We start from the raw sequence: 14,585 nt of genomic DNA on the forward strand, positions 1-14,585 counted from the left end.
TAGCGATCTCCAATGCTGAAGCTGCAATAGGTATTCCGAATGCCGGACACGAAAAAGCCCTGAATAATCAGGGCTTTGACGTTAGAAGATGGCGGAGGCGATGGGATTCGAACTCATGGACCTGTTACAGTCGACGGTTTTCAAGACCGTTGCCTTAAACCACTCGGCCACACCTCCGTATTGCGTTGCGGGCGCCATAATACCCGAATGAAACACACTGTCAAACTCTCTACGTAGCTTGTTACAGAGCGTCTGTTATGATCCTTGCCACTGAATGTTTCAAAACCGGAGGAGTGTCGCCATGCGCGAACAGGATTACGCAGTGAACAACAGCGTGCAGGCTGAGCAGCTAGAGGTTAGCCGCGTCCTGCGCAACACTTATGGCCTGCTGGCACTCACACTCGCTTTCAGCGGTGTGATGGCCTACGTCGCACAACAGATGCGGGTGGGTTACCCGAATATCTTCGTCGTGCTGATCGGTTTCTATGGCCTTTTCTTTCTTACCAACAAACTCCGTGATTCGGCCTGGGGCCTGGTGTCGACTTTCGCCCTGACCGGCTTCATGGGCTTCCTGCTCGGCCCGATCCTCAATCGCTACCTGCAAATGCAGGGCGGCGCCGAAGTGGTCAGCTCGGCCTTTGCAATGACCGCCCTGGTATTTGGTGGCTTGTCGGCCTATGTGCTGATTTCCCGCAAGGACATGAGTTTCCTCGGCGGTTTCATCACCGCGGGTTTCTTTGTCCTGATGGGGGCCGTGCTGGCCAGCTTCTTCTTCCAGATCAGCGGCCTGCAACTGGCGATCAGCGCCGGCTTCGTGCTGTTCTCGTCGGTCTGCATCCTGTATCAGACCAGCGCCATCATCCACGGCGGTGAGCGTAACTACATCATGGCGACTGTCAGCCTGTATGTATCGATCTACAACCTGTTCGTCAGCTTGCTGCAGCTGTTTGGCCTGATGGGTCGTGACGACTGATTGCCTTTGTGATGGGTGAAGAGCCGCTTCGGCGGTGAGGCTGTTCACATAGAAGAAACGGCGTTTTTCAGAAATGAAAGGCGCCGTTTTTTTTGGAGAGGAGGCGCATGCCGACATTTATGTGGCTGAGCCACCGCCATCGCGAGCAGGCTCGCTCCCACAGGGGAACGCGGTCTCACCAAGAGCCAGCGCGGCGGGCCCACGGAGCAATGCCTTCGTTCAGGCATGCCGAGCCTAGGCGAGGCACCAAGTGGTGGGGCAGAAGCGTTTTGCTCACTTTTGACTGGGCCGGCTTCCGGGCTTTTCAAAAGTGAGCCGCTGTAAGAGCGGAACCGCCAGTGGCCGTGACCGCAGCAACGGATATACTCACAAAACCAACACACAAACCCAGCTCAGTAAACCTGCGAACGCAACAACTGCTCGATCGTGTCAATCAGCTCGTCATAGGCCACCGGCTTGCCAATGTGCTGATCGAACCCCGACTGCCGGGACTTCTGCATATCCACAGACGCCCCATACCCCGTCAACGCAATGGCCGGGATGTGTTTGGCATGGGGCAACTGACGCAACGCCTGCATCAACTCGTGCCCGTTCATCACCGGCATGCCCAGGTCGGAAATCACCACATCGAAACGGGCATCCCGGGCACTTTGCAGCGCTTCTTGCGGCAGGTCGAAGGCGAGGACCTGGGCGTCTTCCATCTCCAACAGCAGCTTGAGGGTCTCCAGCACCTCAGGGGAATCGTCCACCAACAGGATGGTCAGGCCGCTCAGTCGACCGGAGTGCTCACCGCCGGAGGCTTGCTTGGCGAGTGATTCTTCAACCTTGCTCAAGGGCAGGCGGAGGGTAAACGTGCTGCCCTTGCCCAACCCGGCGGACTTGACCTCGACGCTGCCACCATGAGCCTCTGCCAGTTGTCGCACCAAGGACAGGCCGATGCCCAGCCCTTCGCGTTGATGGGTCGCATGCTGCGTCTCGGCCTGGCCGAACAGGTCGAACACTTCGTTCAAGTGCTCGGCTTCGATGCCCACGCCGGAGTCCTTGACGTCCAGTTGCGCCATGCTGCCGTCCTGGCTGGCGATCAATTGCACGCGCCCACCGTTGGGTGTGAATTTCAGGGCATTGTTCACCAAATTCCAGATGACCTGCTCCAACCGGGTCGGGTCGGCGTTGATGATCAGCTCGCCGCCAGGGCCTTCGGGCAGTTCCAGGGTCACCTTGTTCGGGTGGTTGTCATTGATCACCACCCTATAGATGTCCTGGAGCACCCGAGCCAGGTCCACGGCCTGGCGCTTGAGCTTGAGCTTGCCGGTGCGTACCCGCGCCACGTCCAGTAAGTCATCGATGATGCGCGCCTGGCTGGCCACGGCGTCGCAGATGGTGTTGACGGCCTTGGCCGCCGCGCTGACGGTCTTGGTCGCGGGCAAGCGCCGTAACAACTCGGCGTTGAGCTGGATCAGGTTCAGCGGGTGCTTGAGTTCGTGGGACATCACCGCAAAAAACTCGTCCTTCAGATGGCTGGAGTTCTGGGTTTCCATCAGCTGTTGGGTCTGTTCTTCGTGCAGGCGCTTGTGGCCGGTCAGGTCGCGGGAGATTTTCACGTAGCCGTGCAGATGCTCGCCTTGCAGCAGGGTGACCTCGCCGCTGCAAAAGAAACGGCTGCCGTCCTTGCGCGGGTGCCAGCGCTCGTCTTCGCTGCGCCCAATGGTCCGGGCCGTCCTCAGTTCGCTTTCCGGCACGCCGTCGGTACGGTCCTGGGGCGAGAAGATGAAGTCGTAATACGTGCCCTCGGCTTCGGTCTTGGAATGGCCGAAGATCAATTCGGCACCGGTGTTCCAGTGGGTGATCACGCCATGCTCATCCAGCAGGATGATCGCGTAGTCCCGGGTGCTTTCGGCCACCAGTCGCATGCGTTCTTCTCCCAGGCGCAACTCTTCTTCGGCCTCCCGGCGCTTGCTGATGTCGATGAAGGTCAATACGGTGCCGTCGATATGATCCTCGCTGGAGCGGTACGGCAGCAGGCGGGCGATATACCAGCGGCCATCGTTGCTGCTGACTTCCCGTTCGATCATGTTCAAGGATTCGAACACTTGGGTGGCGTCCGAGGCCATGTCCGCGTAGTCCAGGCGATGGGTGATGTCCAGCAGTGAGCGCCCGGTGTCCACGGGCAGCATGCTGAAGATTTCCGTCGCCCTTGGTGTGAACCACTTGATGCGCACGCTGCGGTCGATGAACACCGTGGCGATGTCGGTGGAAGCGATCAGATTGGTGAGGTAGTCATTGATCTTGTCGGTTTCTTCGACCTTGGTCTTGAGTTCGTAATTGACCGTCAGCAGTTCTTCATTGATCGATTGAAGCTCTTCCTTGCTGGTCTCCAACTCTTCGGTGATCGAGCGTAGCTCTTCGTTGATCGCTTGCATTTCCTCATTGGAGGCCTTGAGTTCCTCGCTGGAGACTTCGGCCTGCTCGATGGTGTCTTGCAAATGCAATTTGGTGCGTTGCAGTTCTCGCTCGAGGTTGGAAAGGACCTGGTTTTCGCTCTGGCTGGCGTTGAATTCCGGTTGTTCGGTCGCGTCGATTTCCACTTCTTCGAACACCACCAGCACGAACTCGGCGTCGGATTGTTCGTCGCGATAGGGCTGGGCCAGCAGACCCACCAGGAATCGATGTCCGTCCCGCTCGAGGTTGACCTGGCGGGACTTGACCGTCTGGCCGCTCTGATTCACCTGGAACAGCGTGGTGCGGATTTCCAGGCGCAGTTGCGGATTGATCAGGGTCAACAAGTTGCGCGACAGCTCACCGCCGACATGACGCAAGAACCGCCCGGCACTTTCGGACATGTGCAGGATATCGGCATTGGCATCGACGATCATGCTCGGCGGCGCGCAGCGCTCGATGGCGCGCAGGTGGATGTCGGCAAACGATACTCTGCGCGCAGGGGGCACCAGGGGGGCGGCTGGCAAGGACGTCGTGCGTACATAACCGCCGCGGGGCATGGTGGGGGGCGGCGGCTGGCGGTGCCATATTTGCTACGGAAGATCCGGTTGCGTTTGTCCACCGGGCTGAACAGCTCCTGGCAGGCTTCGGCCGACTCCGACGAGCCGAGGAACAGATAGCCCCCCGGTCGCAGGGCGAAATGGAACATCTGCAGAATCTCCCGCTGCACCTCACGGTCGAGGTAGATCAGCAGGTTGCGGCACACAATCAGGTCGATCTGGGAAAAAGGTGGGTCCGACAGCAGGTTGTGCTTGGCGAACAACACCCGTTCGCGGATTTCCTTACGCACGCGGTAACTGTGGCCGTCCTTGACGAAATATTGGCGCAGCCGGCTCGGTGGCACGTCGGTAATGATCGCCTCCGGGTAGGCACCGCTGCGGCCCATGGCAATGGCGCGCTCGTCGATGTCGGTGGCGAACACTTGCAGCCTGGTGGGGCAGGCATCGTGCACCAGTTGATCGCTGACCAGCATCGCCAGGGTGTAGGCCTCTTCGCCCGTGGAGCAACCCGCCGACCACACACGAACCTCCTCTGGAGGCAAGTTGCCCGGCTCGATGGGCTTGAGCAAGCTGGGCAGCACGTCCCGCTCCAGGGCCTCGAATGCCTCACGGTCACGGAAGAAGTTGGTCACGCCGATCAGCAGATCAGCGAGCAAGGCCTTGGTTTCTTCCGGGTGGTTTTGCAGGTAGGCGTAGTAAGACGGTAAATCCGATTGGGCGGTGACCTGCATGCGCCGCTCGATGCGTCGCAGCACCGTGGCGCGCTTGTAATGCTTGAAGTCGTGGCCGGTACCGGTACGCAGTTGCACCAGGATGTCTTGAAGCGATCGCTCTGCGGCGGCTGTCTCGCGCTCGGTGGGTGGCGGCTGGGTATGGATCGGCGGGTCGTTGGCGGTTGGAAGGCGAATGCCCTGTGAGTTGCTCCACAGTTCCAGCAGTTTCTGCGGCATTTCCGCCACCGGTAGCACCAGATCGACCCTCTGGGTGTCGATGGCGGCCAGGGGCATGCCATCGAACTCGGCATCTGCCGGGGACTGGGCGATCGTCACGCCGCCTTGCTCCTTGATCCTCGACAGGCCCACGGCGCCGTCCGACCCGGTGCCCGACAGCACCAGGCAAAAAGCCCTTTCCCGGTGGACGTCCGCCAAGTCACGAAAAAACAGATCGATGGCCACCTGCGTGCCCTGGCGTGGTTCGGCCGGGGTGACGTGCAGATAACCATCATTCATGTGCAGGCTTTGGGCGGGGGAGATCACGTAGACGCGGTTCTTATGGATCGGCACTGCTTCGGTGACTTGCAGCACCGGCATCTGGGTGGTTTCCTGGATGATCTTGCCGACCAGGCTTTGATGATCGGGCGCCAAGTGCATCACGATGACAAACGCCATGCCGTTGTCCCTGGGCATGTGCTCGAAAAACCGCTTGATGGCCTGCAAACCGCCCGCCGAAGCGCCGATTCCCACCACAGGGAAGTTCAGGTCACTGGGGCTCAGCTCTCGTCGCTGGGGCACGTTGGGAGTGCCTTCGCTTGGCGATGACATAATGCTTGGCCTTGAAAGGGGGGGCAATTCACTCCCGCATCGAATTCAAGGAGCAAAGATAGTCCTGTTTCGCGAAGATTGCGAAAGCCGAGCACTGCCAGGCCGCCGTCACCGGCAGGTGCGCCCCCCAAAGCACGCTCAGCCCACCGGAACACGCAAATACTCCGGCTGCAGGTAGTTGAACCAAAGCAGGATCATTTCTACCAGGATCGTTACCAGGACCAGCAAACCAACGCCCCAGACACTCGCCGAGTACAGTAGGCCCTGTTCTTTCTTGAGGCCCATGAACTTGGGCAATCCGACGAACAGCAGGAAGGTCGAGTAGGCCGACGCCAGCAACAAGACTGCCACCGCCAACCAGCGACTCGGATAGAGCCCGAAGATCCCGGCCAGGAAATACGGTGTGGCGGTGTAGGCGGCGAAACCGATGCATTGGTTAACCGTCGGGCGTGCCTCGAAGGTACGGGACATCCAACGAATGAACAGCCCCATCAACGTGACGCCGACCACGATGGTCAGGTACAGCAGCACGCACAGTTGAAGCGCGCTGGCGCGGCTGAGCCGTACCGTTTCGTTTTCGGCCAGGCTCCAACCGGTCCAAGTGGTGCCGATGAACAGACACACCACAGGAATCAGCGCGAGCAACAGCAAATGAGCCAGGTAATGGCGCGGATGCGCCTGTTCCTGCTCACGGATATCGGCCCAGGCGAATTCGGGGTGCGTGAACAGTTTGACGAAAGGTGCAGACATGACGACCTCCTGATCAGGACGGCCCCGCATGAGGCCCATGTAGGTTTGAGGTACAGCAAGAGACGGGGGTTTCATTTATTTGCCGTCCCTTTATTGGCTGGCCCGGCACCGCGGCGCGATAAAAGGAATGAAACACAACGGCAGGGGTCAACCCATCAGCATCCCTGAAGGACCGCCTGCCATGACTGTTGCCCAAATCCTGGTTGAATATTTAAGTGAACATGACCTGCGCCTGACCACGGCCGAATCCTGCACCGCCGGACAGATCGTCACGTTGCTGGCCGAGGTGCCCGGCAGCGGTTCACTGATCGAAAGCGGCTATGTGGTGTATTCCCCTGAAGCCAAGCAGCGCTTGCTTGGTGTCAGTCCACGCACCATCGAGACCTTCAATCTCACCAGCCGCGAAGTCGCCGAGGAAATGGCCCTCGGCGCCTTGCGCGATGCCAATGCCAACGTGGCGGTGGCCACCACCGGCCTGCTCGGGCCCGACGACAAGGATGGAATACCCGCCGGCACCGTCTGTTTTGCCTGGGCGTTCGAGGTGAACGGCCAGCGAGCATTGTTCAGCCGCTGCGAACGTTTTTTTGGAAGTCGCGGCCAAGTACAAATGTGGGCCGCCGAATACGCGTTGCAGCAATTGCCCAGCCTTCACCAGCGCGCCGTGGCCGGTGAACGGCGATAGGGGATGGACCATGAGCGATCCATACGACCAGGACGACCACCGTAGCCGCCAGTTTCCGGTACGCGAAGACATGGCGTTCCAGCATAAAGTCTGGCATTTCGAGCGAGTGGGCTGGTACGTGCTGGTGCTGCTAGTGATCCTGACCTTGCTGGGGCTGTTTTCCCGTGGCCCGTTGAGCAGCCGGGAGCTGCACAGCAGCGACGGCACCCTGAGTGTCGAGTACGAGGCCTTCCACCGCAATGGCTCCAGCAACGCCATGGTCATCCGTCTCAAGGGCCAACCCAGCGCCAAGCTGGAAGTCGAGTTGGGGGGCGACTGGCTGGAAGGTTTCCAGGTGCAGGCGTTGCAACCTCCACCGCTGCGCTCGGCGGGGGCCGGGCAGGGCATGACGCTCTGGGTCCAAGCGGATAAGCAAGGGCAGGCCAGCCTGCATCTATCATTGCTTGGCGAAGGGTTCGGGACCTATCACAGCCGCATCGCAACCTCTGGCGGTGCCGCACTCAGTTTCAACCAGTTCATTTTTCCTTAGGTGACCTATGGATTCGGTGCTGCGCGCTGCGGCGATGTATGCCGCATTGATGGTGTTGTTCAAGATCGCCGGGCGACGTTCGCTGGCAGAACTCACCACCTTTGATTTCGTGTTGCTGATGATCATCGGCGAGGCCACGCAACAGGCGCTGTTGGGGGATGATTTCTCGATGACCAACGCGCTGATGGTGATCGTGACGCTGATTGCCATCGATGTCGGCTTCTCGTTGCTCAAACTGCGCTCCCAATGGGTGTCGCGGCTGATCGACGGTGGCCCGACCATCATCGTCGAGGATGGACGAATCCTCCGCGGCCGCATGCGTCATGCGCGGTTGGTGGAGGCGGACATCATGGAAGCGGCGCGATCGAGCCAGGGCATCGAGACCCTGGAACAGATCAAGTTTGCGATCATCGAGCGTAACGGGAAGATTTCGGTGATTGCCAAGGAGTAACCCCGAGTGCTGGCGAACTTCATTGTGGCGAGGGGATAAATCCCCTCGCCACAAAAAACAGTCTCAGCCGCCTTGCTTAAAGCATCGGCTTGCCTCCGGTAACCCCATAACGGGCCCCGGAAATGTAGCTGCCTTCGTCCGAGGCCAACAGCACATAGATCGGTGCCACCTCAACCGGTTGGCCAGGGCGGCCAAGGGGTGTCTGGGAACCGAAATTCTGCACTTCTTCCTCGGGCATGGTCGCCACGATCAGCGGCGTCCAGATCGGTCCCGGCGCCACGCTGTTCACGCGGATGCCTTTGGGCCCGAGCATCTGCGCCAGGCCACCGGTGAAGTTGGCGATGGCGCCCTTGGTGGTGGCATAGGCTAGCAGCGTCGGCTTGGGCATGTCGGAGTTGACCGAGCTGGTGTTGATGATCGAGCCTCCCGGCTTCATGTGCGGCACGGCGGCCTGGCAGATCCTGAACATCGCCGTGATATTGATATCGAAGGTGCGCACCCATTCTTCGTCGGGAATGTCCTCGAGGTTTTCGTGAGTCATCTGGAACGCGGCATTGTTGACCAGGATGTCGATATGCCCGAAGCGGGCGACGGTTTCATCGACGATCTTGCGGCACAGACCTTTATCCGCCAGATCACCGGGCAACAACAAGCATTGGCGTCCGGCCTGCTCGACCCAGCGCGCGGTTTCCTTGGCGTCTTCATGCTCGTCCAGGTAGGCAATCGCCACGTCCGCGCCTTCACGGGCGAAGGCAATGGCGACGGCGCGACCGATGCCGCTGTCGGCACCAGTGATCAGGGCGATCTTGTTCGCCAGTCGTCCGGAGCCGGTGTAGCTCTGTTCGCCGCAATCCGGGTAAGGGTCCATGTTGCGCTGAGTGCCGGGAACCGGCTGGCTTTGTTTCGGGAAAGGTGGGAAAGGGTAGTCGACCATCGTCATTCTCCAGGCTGGATGTGGTTGTGATGGAGGGTGGACTTTGGGTTTTCGGGCAGAGTTCGGTCGGATTGCCCTGCCAGTCGATGAGCGTCACGGCAGGTCGTTTCGTCGGTGAATCGTCGGCTGTGGCGAACATGGGCGAGCCGGTATTCTCCAACGTCAGTACGGGTGTCGATAAGGAGCAGGGCAATGTTCAGCCACATACAGATCGGCGCGCGCGACCTGCCGAAAATGGTCGCTTTTTATGACGCCGTCCTCGGCTGCCTGGGGCTGGAGCGTATCGAGGGTGAAAACGATTCGGGCCCGCCGGGGGAAGGCTGGCGTCTACCCGGCAAGCATTGGCCGCAGGTGTTTGTCCAACTGCCGTTCAACGGCCTGCCCGCGACCTGGGGCAATGGCATGCAAGTGAGCTTCGCCGCCGACTCCCCGCAAACCGTCCGCGCCGCCTGGGAGCAGGCGATGGCCATGGGCGGTACCGACGAAGGCCCACCCGGCCCGAGGCCGCAGTATTGCGAAGGTTATTTCGGGGCGTATTGCCGCGATCCAGAGGGGAACAAGTTGTGTTTTGTCCATGCGCCGGATATGCATGAGTAAAGCACCGATCATCGTGGCGAGAGCGCCTGTGTGTGGCGAGGGAGCTTGCTCCCGCTGGGCTGCGAAGCAGCCCCAGTTCTCACCAACACCGAGTTGTCTGCCCATTGAGGGCCGCTTCGCGCCCCAGCGGGAGCAAGCTCCCTCGCCACAGAGGATTTTCGTCTGGGGGGATCAGCCCCTGGCTTTCAGGCTGCGCTCCATCCGCGTGATGCCTTCCTCCAGCAACGCCCGCGGGCAGCCGAAGTTCAAGCGCACGAACTGCCCGGCATCATCACCAAAATCCAGCCCGGCACTCAGTCCGACCTTGGCTTCTTTCAAGAAGAACCCTTGCGGATCGTCCAGCCCCAACCCGGCGCAATCCAGCCAGGCCAGGTAAGTGCCCTGGGGCACGGTCATGGTGATGCCCGGCAGACGGGTGTTCACCGCCTCGACCAGGTAATCGCGGTTGGCTTGCAGATAAGCTTTCAAGGCCTCCAGCCATGGGCCGGCTTCGCTGTAGGCCGCACGGGTCGCTTCCAGGCCCAGGGCATTGACGCTGTCGACCATGCCGGCCCGGGCGCTGTTGACCCGTTCGCGCAGCTTGGCGTTCTGGATAATGGCGAATGAAGTTTTCAGCCCGGCGATGTTGTAGGCCTTGCTGGCGGACATCAGGGTGATGGTGCGCTCGGCAATCTCCGGGCTGAGGGAGGCGGTCGGAATGTGCACGCGGCCGTCGAAACACAGTTCGGCATGAATTTCATCGGAGATGATCCAGGCGTCCTGCGCCAGGCAAATGTCGGCCACGGCCTTGAGTTCTTCGCGCTCAAACACTTTGCCCAGCGGGTTATGGGGATTGCTCAGCAACAGCGCGCCGCCACCCTGCAACGCCTCGCGCAATGCCGCCAACGGCGTATGGAACTCACCGTTGACCGGGGTGAACGGCAATTCCACTTTATTCAACTGCCAGTGATCGGGGGCGTGACGCAGCGGCGGGTAGTTGGGCACTTGCACCACGACATTCTGCTGGGGCTCCACCAGGGCATGCAGCGCCATGTTGAAACCCGGCTCGACGCCAGGCAGGAACACGATCTGCTGGGGTTCGACGCGCCAGGCGTACTTGCTCCCCAGGTCAGCCACGATGGCCGCGCGCAGAGTGTCCTGGGCGATGCTGTAGCCCAGCATCGGATGTGCGAGGCGCTTGTGCAGCGCGTCGATGACCACCGGCGGGGCGGGGAAGTCCATGTCGGCCACCCACATCGGCAACACATCGGCCGGGTAGCGGCTCCATTTGGTACTGCCGGTGCCGTGGCGCTCCAATACGGTGTCGAAATCGAAAGTCATGGGGGTTCCATCAGTCATTCATGAGATGGCGGACATCATAAAGCAAAGGCCGCAGAGAAAAGCTTGGTGGCGTAATGCTACTAATTGATGGTAATCAGTTAAAGTTCTCCCTCGAAACGCCGCTAAGCCGTTAACGGCATCTGGTAACGGACCTACAAGTCTTTGAAAAGGACGCCCCCCCATGACATTGCCCGTGCGCTTTAACGATCACCACCGTAAAGCCGACCGCATCATGCTGGGGCTGCTTTGGCTCACGTTGCTGTATTCCCTGAGCCTGGCATTCCTCCACTCGACGTTCACCCAGGCGCTGCTGGTGGGGGCGACAACCTGTGTGGCGAGCACCGCGCTTTATCGCGTCCTGGCCGGCACCCGGGCCATGCGCTGTGTCATCGCGGTGGCGCTGATGGTCATGGCGGCATTGCACATCAACCAGACCCACGGCGTGATCGAATTCCACTTCGGGATCTTCGTGCTGCTGGCCGTGCTGACGTTCTACCGTGACTGGCTGCCGATTGTCGTCGCCGCCGCCACCATCGCGGTTCATCACCTGGGGTTTCACTGGCTTCAACACCAGGGTTATCCAGTGTTCGTCATGGGTAGCCACGGTGGCTGGTCGATGGTCTTCCTCCACGCGTTCTACGTGGTGGTGGAAAGCGTGATCCTGATTTACCTGGCGAACCAGAGCCTGGCCGACGCCACGGAAAACCAGGAGGTGCTCGACAAGGTGCTGGCGGCGGCCGCCCAACTGAGCAATGACACCGGCAGGCCACGCAGCGACGGCGTCAAGGTCTCTTCGAGTGAGCGTTTCGATCATTTCCTCCAGCAGGTCACCCAACTGGTGGACGGCGTGGTGCGCGACACCCGCAACCTCTCGGACCTGGGCCAGGACCTGTCCCAGGTTGGCCAGACCCTGGAAACCGGCGCCCGTCACCAACTTGATGAAGTGGCACAGATGAGCGGTGCGATCAGCCATCTGGTCCAAGCCATGGAAAATATTGCCGGCCATGTCGACCAGACCCTGCAGCGTGCCGGCCAGGCCAACGAGCAGGTCACCCGCGGGCGCAGCACGGTTGACCAGACCCGGGAAGAGATTGTCGAACTGGCAGGGCGCATCAACCTGACCAACGAAACCGTGCAGGTCCTGGCCGAGCAGGCCCAGCAGATCGGTCAGGTACTGGATGTGATCAACGGCATTGCCGAGCAGACCAACCTATTGGCCCTCAACGCCGCCATCGAGGCCGCTCGGGCTGGCGAGCAGGGCCGCGGGTTCGCGGTGGTGGCCGATGAGGTTCGCACCCTGTCACAAAAGACCTCGGCGTCCACCACCGAGATCCAGCAGATCATCGCCAAACTGCAGCAAGGCAGCCGCCAGGCCGCCGTCGCGATGCAAGACAGCCGCGACGGGGTGGAGCGTTGTGTGTCCGCCAGCCAACTGGCTTCGCAACTGTTGCATGCCGTCGTCGAAGACATCGCCGTGATCAATCATTTCAACGACCTGATCGCCAATACCACCCAGGAACAATCCAAGGCGTCGATGGGCATTAACCAGCGCCTGCAAAGCGTGCAGGCCGTGGCTGAGCGCAACGCCGACAACATCGGCATCCTGACCCGCAGCAGTCAGTGCTTGCCGCCGTTGGCGGAGCGGTTGGCGGTGTTGGGGCAGGCGTTTCATGGAAAGGGCGGGGCGGCCTGAAAAGGCCTATACATCTTTGAAAGCAGTCCGAAGGGAAATCGTGCCCACTACGACATCACCCCGTGAAGTTTCAATGCGCTATACCAGTTAGAGTTGCTTCAGCACGATAAAAACGAGCGAAGCGGTAATAACCCCATAGACGACGGAAATCACAGTCGGATTGTTCGTGCATGTCATCAACGGAGTCGGTGCACTGCGTCTGACTAAAAAGTTAATCGCACCTATCCCGGCAATCATCATGACGGCCGTTGCCGTGAATACGAGCAGCGGAAGGTAATCGGAGGATTTGAGCTTTACGATCGTGGCGACCAGAAGGAAGGAGGACGACAAGGTGATGATGGCGCCCAATGTCCATAACGAAAGATCGCCCGCCAGCCGGCGGATTGCTCCTGCGAAACAGCCACCCATGAAGGCTTTATATCCAGGAGTTTTTACGCTCGCCTCCAAGTCCTTGAACATAAGCGCTGGCAGGCAGAGCAGGATCGACACGCTGCCCACGCTATTCACCAACCGACCCAGTGAGTTACCCATTCGGTCCAGGTAATCCAAAGGCTGAATGTTCAGTGTATGGATTGCAAAATAGGCCGCAATCCCCGAGATGACCAACCAGACCAGCGCCCTGAAAACAAGATCACGTACGAGGTTTTTCTTGAGGTAGTCATCAAACAGGTTTTTATCGGTTGACATGAAAATCCCTTTTTAGACCGATCATATTGAATGCAGGCGTAATGATATCAATCGCTAAGCATAAATAGCTCGGAAATTTCCATGTTCGCCGTCATGCCTCGCAACTGCAGCTCGTTGCGCGTCGAGCGCTCACCCAGCAAAAAATACTGCCCATATCCTGTGCCCTGGCATTGAGACATGTATTTCTGTGTATCAAATGTCATCATCGATACGAACGATTGCATTCAAGCCCGTCCCCGACACATCCGCGATACCTGGCCAACGTCAAATGGGGCCCATCGAGACAGCCCAAGCTGTCTCACCGGCACACCCCACGTTCGCAAGGAGCTTCACATGGACATAAACCCTACCCCCGCACCCCGGCATCGCCGCTTGCTCGCGCCAACCCTTCTGGCGTTGGCAATGATGCAGCTGGGCGCCTTGGGCTTGACCCCGTCCCAGGCAAGCGCGGCCGATGTGCCGGCGAGCACCGTCGGCGCGATCACCCCCGGCAGCCACACCTCGTTCGGCCCGCTCAAGCACGTCAAGGCCGGCCTACTGGACGTTGCCTATGCCGAGGTCGGTCCCGCCGATGGGCCGGTGGTGATCCTGTTGCACGGTTGGCCTTATGACATCCACAGCTATGCCGATGTGGCGCCAGCGTTGGCGGAGAAGGGCTATCGCGTATTGATTCCCTATGCCCGCGGTTATGGCGATACGCGCTTCCTGTCTGCCAAGACCTTGCGCAACGGCCAGCCTTCTGCACTGGCGAGCGATCTCATCGATTTCATGGACGCACTGAACATCAAGCAGGCCGTGCTGGGCGGTTATGATTGGGGCGCACGCACCGCCGACATTGTCGCGGCCCTTTGGCCGGAGCGGGTGAAGGCGCTGGTGGCGGTGAGTGGCTACCTGATCGGCAGCCAGGAGGCCGGCAAGGCGCCGTTGCCGCCGGCCGCGGAGTTGCAGTGGTGGTACCAGTTCTACTTTGCGACAGAACGTGGCCGCCTCGGTTACGAGAAAAACACCCACGACTTCGCCAAGCTGATCTGGAAGCTGGCGTCGCCGAAGTGGAACTTCGATGACGCGACGTATGACCGAAGCGCCGCCGCGTTGCAGAACCCCGATCATGTCGCCGTCTCAATCTTCAACTATCGCTGGCGCCTGGGTCTGGTCAAGGGCGAGGCCAAGTACGACAAGCTGGAGAAGAAACTCGCGACCTTTCCGTCCATCAGCGTGCCGACCATCACCCTTGAGGGCGATGCCAACGGTGCCCCGCATCCACCGGCCGAGGCCTATGCCAAGCGCTTCACCGGCAAATATGAGCATCGTCTGATCGATGGAGGCATCGGCCACAACCTGCCGCAAGAGGCGCCGCAGGCGTTCGCCCAGGCTGTGATCGACGCCGATCACCTTCAATGATGCCGCGTTCCCAGCGTCCGAAGTGAAGAGT

12 protein-coding genes, 1 tRNA gene and 1 pseudogene are annotated in these 14,585 nt (G+C 60.1%); 7 read left to right on the forward strand and 7 right to left on the reverse strand.

The annotated features are described in order from the left end of the window. Positions 1-89: 89 nt before the first annotated feature. Positions 90-177, reverse strand: a tRNA-Ser gene (locus AC515T_RS14255). Positions 178-301: 124 nt separating this feature from the next. Between AC515T_RS14255 and AC515T_RS14260 the strand changes: the two genes are divergently transcribed. Beyond that, the gene (locus AC515T_RS14260; protein WP_122564621.1) at positions 302-973 is read left to right on the forward strand and encodes a Bax inhibitor-1/YccA family protein; all 672 of its coding nucleotides are present in this window, start codon (positions 302-304) and stop codon (positions 971-973) included. A 392-nt stretch (positions 974-1,365) separates the two neighbouring features. Here the strand turns inward: AC515T_RS14260 and AC515T_RS14265 are convergent. Together AC515T_RS14265 and AC515T_RS14270 are read right to left on the reverse strand one after the other, a co-directional pair. Next, positions 1,366-5,510 (reverse strand): annotated as a pseudogene (locus AC515T_RS14265) (CheR family methyltransferase). Positions 5,511-5,648: 138 nt separating this feature from the next. Further along, a complete protein-coding gene (locus AC515T_RS14270) occupies positions 5,649-6,260 on the reverse strand; it encodes a Yip1 family protein (RefSeq protein WP_496533011.1) in 612 nt (203 codons plus the stop codon). A 181-nt stretch (positions 6,261-6,441) separates the two neighbouring features. Between AC515T_RS14270 and AC515T_RS14275 the strand changes: the two genes are divergently transcribed. The 3 genes from AC515T_RS14275 to AC515T_RS14285 are packed head-to-tail and all read left to right on the forward strand — an operon-like array spanning position 6,442 to position 7,922. Then, a complete protein-coding gene (locus AC515T_RS14275; protein WP_496533012.1) occupies positions 6,442-6,942 on the forward strand; it encodes a CinA family protein in 501 nt (166 codons plus the stop codon). A 10-nt stretch (positions 6,943-6,952) separates the two neighbouring features. Beyond that, positions 6,953-7,471, forward strand: coding sequence for a hypothetical protein (locus tag AC515T_RS14280; RefSeq protein WP_496533013.1), 519 nt, complete (start codon positions 6,953-6,955; stop codon positions 7,469-7,471). Between the two features lie 7 nt (positions 7,472-7,478). Then, a complete protein-coding gene (locus tag AC515T_RS14285) occupies positions 7,479-7,922 on the forward strand; it encodes a DUF421 domain-containing protein (protein ID WP_496533014.1) in 444 nt (147 codons plus the stop codon). 76 nt (positions 7,923-7,998) lie between these two features. Here the strand turns inward: AC515T_RS14285 and AC515T_RS14290 are convergent, their stop codons facing one another. Beyond that, complete coding sequence (locus AC515T_RS14290; protein WP_496533015.1) at positions 7,999-8,856, reverse strand: SDR family oxidoreductase; 858 nt, start codon at positions 8,854-8,856, stop codon at positions 7,999-8,001. A gap of 192 nt (positions 8,857-9,048) precedes the next feature. On the opposite strand from AC515T_RS14290, the gene AC515T_RS14295 reads away from it, so the two are divergent. Further along, on the forward strand, positions 9,049-9,453 hold the full coding sequence (locus tag AC515T_RS14295; RefSeq protein ID WP_496533016.1) for a VOC family protein: 405 nt from the start codon (positions 9,049-9,051) through the stop codon (positions 9,451-9,453). A 171-nt stretch (positions 9,454-9,624) separates the two neighbouring features. Here the strand turns inward: AC515T_RS14295 and AC515T_RS14300 are convergent, their stop codons facing one another. Then, entirely contained in the window at positions 9,625-10,773 is a 1,149-nt protein-coding gene (locus tag AC515T_RS14300) for a MalY/PatB family protein (protein WP_496533017.1), read from the reverse strand. 181 nt (positions 10,774-10,954) lie between these two features. Here AC515T_RS14300 and AC515T_RS14305 point away from each other — a divergent pair, with 181 nt between their 5' ends. Beyond that, positions 10,955-12,466 carry a methyl-accepting chemotaxis protein gene (locus AC515T_RS14305; RefSeq protein ID WP_496533018.1) on the forward strand — a complete coding sequence of 504 codons (1,512 nt, stop codon included), beginning with the start codon at positions 10,955-10,957 and terminating at the stop codon, positions 12,464-12,466. A gap of 87 nt (positions 12,467-12,553) precedes the next feature. Here AC515T_RS14305 and AC515T_RS14310 read toward each other — a convergent pair whose 3' ends face one another. Together AC515T_RS14310 and AC515T_RS14315 are read right to left on the reverse strand one after the other, a co-directional pair. Continuing rightward, on the reverse strand, positions 12,554-13,153 hold the full coding sequence (locus AC515T_RS14310; RefSeq protein ID WP_496533019.1) for a hypothetical protein: 600 nt from the start codon (positions 13,151-13,153) through the stop codon (positions 12,554-12,556). Between the two features lie 47 nt (positions 13,154-13,200). Beyond that, positions 13,201-13,377, reverse strand: coding sequence for a hypothetical protein (locus AC515T_RS14315; protein WP_496533020.1), 177 nt, complete (start codon positions 13,375-13,377; stop codon positions 13,201-13,203). Positions 13,378-13,486: 109 nt separating this feature from the next. On the opposite strand from AC515T_RS14315, the gene AC515T_RS14320 reads away from it, so the two are divergent. Then, entirely contained in the window at positions 13,487-14,554 is a 1,068-nt protein-coding gene (locus AC515T_RS14320; protein WP_496533021.1) for an alpha/beta fold hydrolase, read from the forward strand. Positions 14,555-14,585: the final 31 nt, after the last annotated feature.

Source organism: Pseudomonas sp. FSO-7 (assembly GCF_059579345.1).

Bases quoted from the DNA above. Each gene is read 5' to 3' on its own strand.
- AC515T_RS14260 (WP_122564621.1), top strand. From the start codon at position 302: ATGCGCGAACAGGATTACGCAGTGAACAACAGCGTGCAGGCTGAGCAG.
- AC515T_RS14270 (WP_496533011.1), bottom strand. From the start codon at position 6,260: ATGTCTGCACCTTTCGTCAAACTGTTCACGCACCCCGAATTCGCCTGG.
- AC515T_RS14275 (WP_496533012.1), top strand. From the start codon at position 6,442: ATGACTGTTGCCCAAATCCTGGTTGAATATTTAAGTGAACATGACCTG.
- AC515T_RS14280 (WP_496533013.1), top strand. From the start codon at position 6,953: ATGAGCGATCCATACGACCAGGACGACCACCGTAGCCGCCAGTTTCCG.
- AC515T_RS14285 (WP_496533014.1), top strand. From the start codon at position 7,479: ATGGATTCGGTGCTGCGCGCTGCGGCGATGTATGCCGCATTGATGGTG.
- AC515T_RS14290 (WP_496533015.1), bottom strand. From the start codon at position 8,856: ATGGTCGACTACCCTTTCCCACCTTTCCCGAAACAAAGCCAGCCGGTT.
- AC515T_RS14295 (WP_496533016.1), top strand. From the start codon at position 9,049: ATGTTCAGCCACATACAGATCGGCGCGCGCGACCTGCCGAAAATGGTC.
- AC515T_RS14300 (WP_496533017.1), bottom strand. From the start codon at position 10,773: ATGACTTTCGATTTCGACACCGTATTGGAGCGCCACGGCACCGGCAGT.
- AC515T_RS14305 (WP_496533018.1), top strand. From the start codon at position 10,955: ATGACATTGCCCGTGCGCTTTAACGATCACCACCGTAAAGCCGACCGC.
- AC515T_RS14310 (WP_496533019.1), bottom strand. From the start codon at position 13,153: ATGTCAACCGATAAAAACCTGTTTGATGACTACCTCAAGAAAAACCTC.
- AC515T_RS14315 (WP_496533020.1), bottom strand. From the start codon at position 13,377: ATGCAATCGTTCGTATCGATGATGACATTTGATACACAGAAATACATG.
- AC515T_RS14320 (WP_496533021.1), top strand. From the start codon at position 13,487: ATGGACATAAACCCTACCCCCGCACCCCGGCATCGCCGCTTGCTCGCG.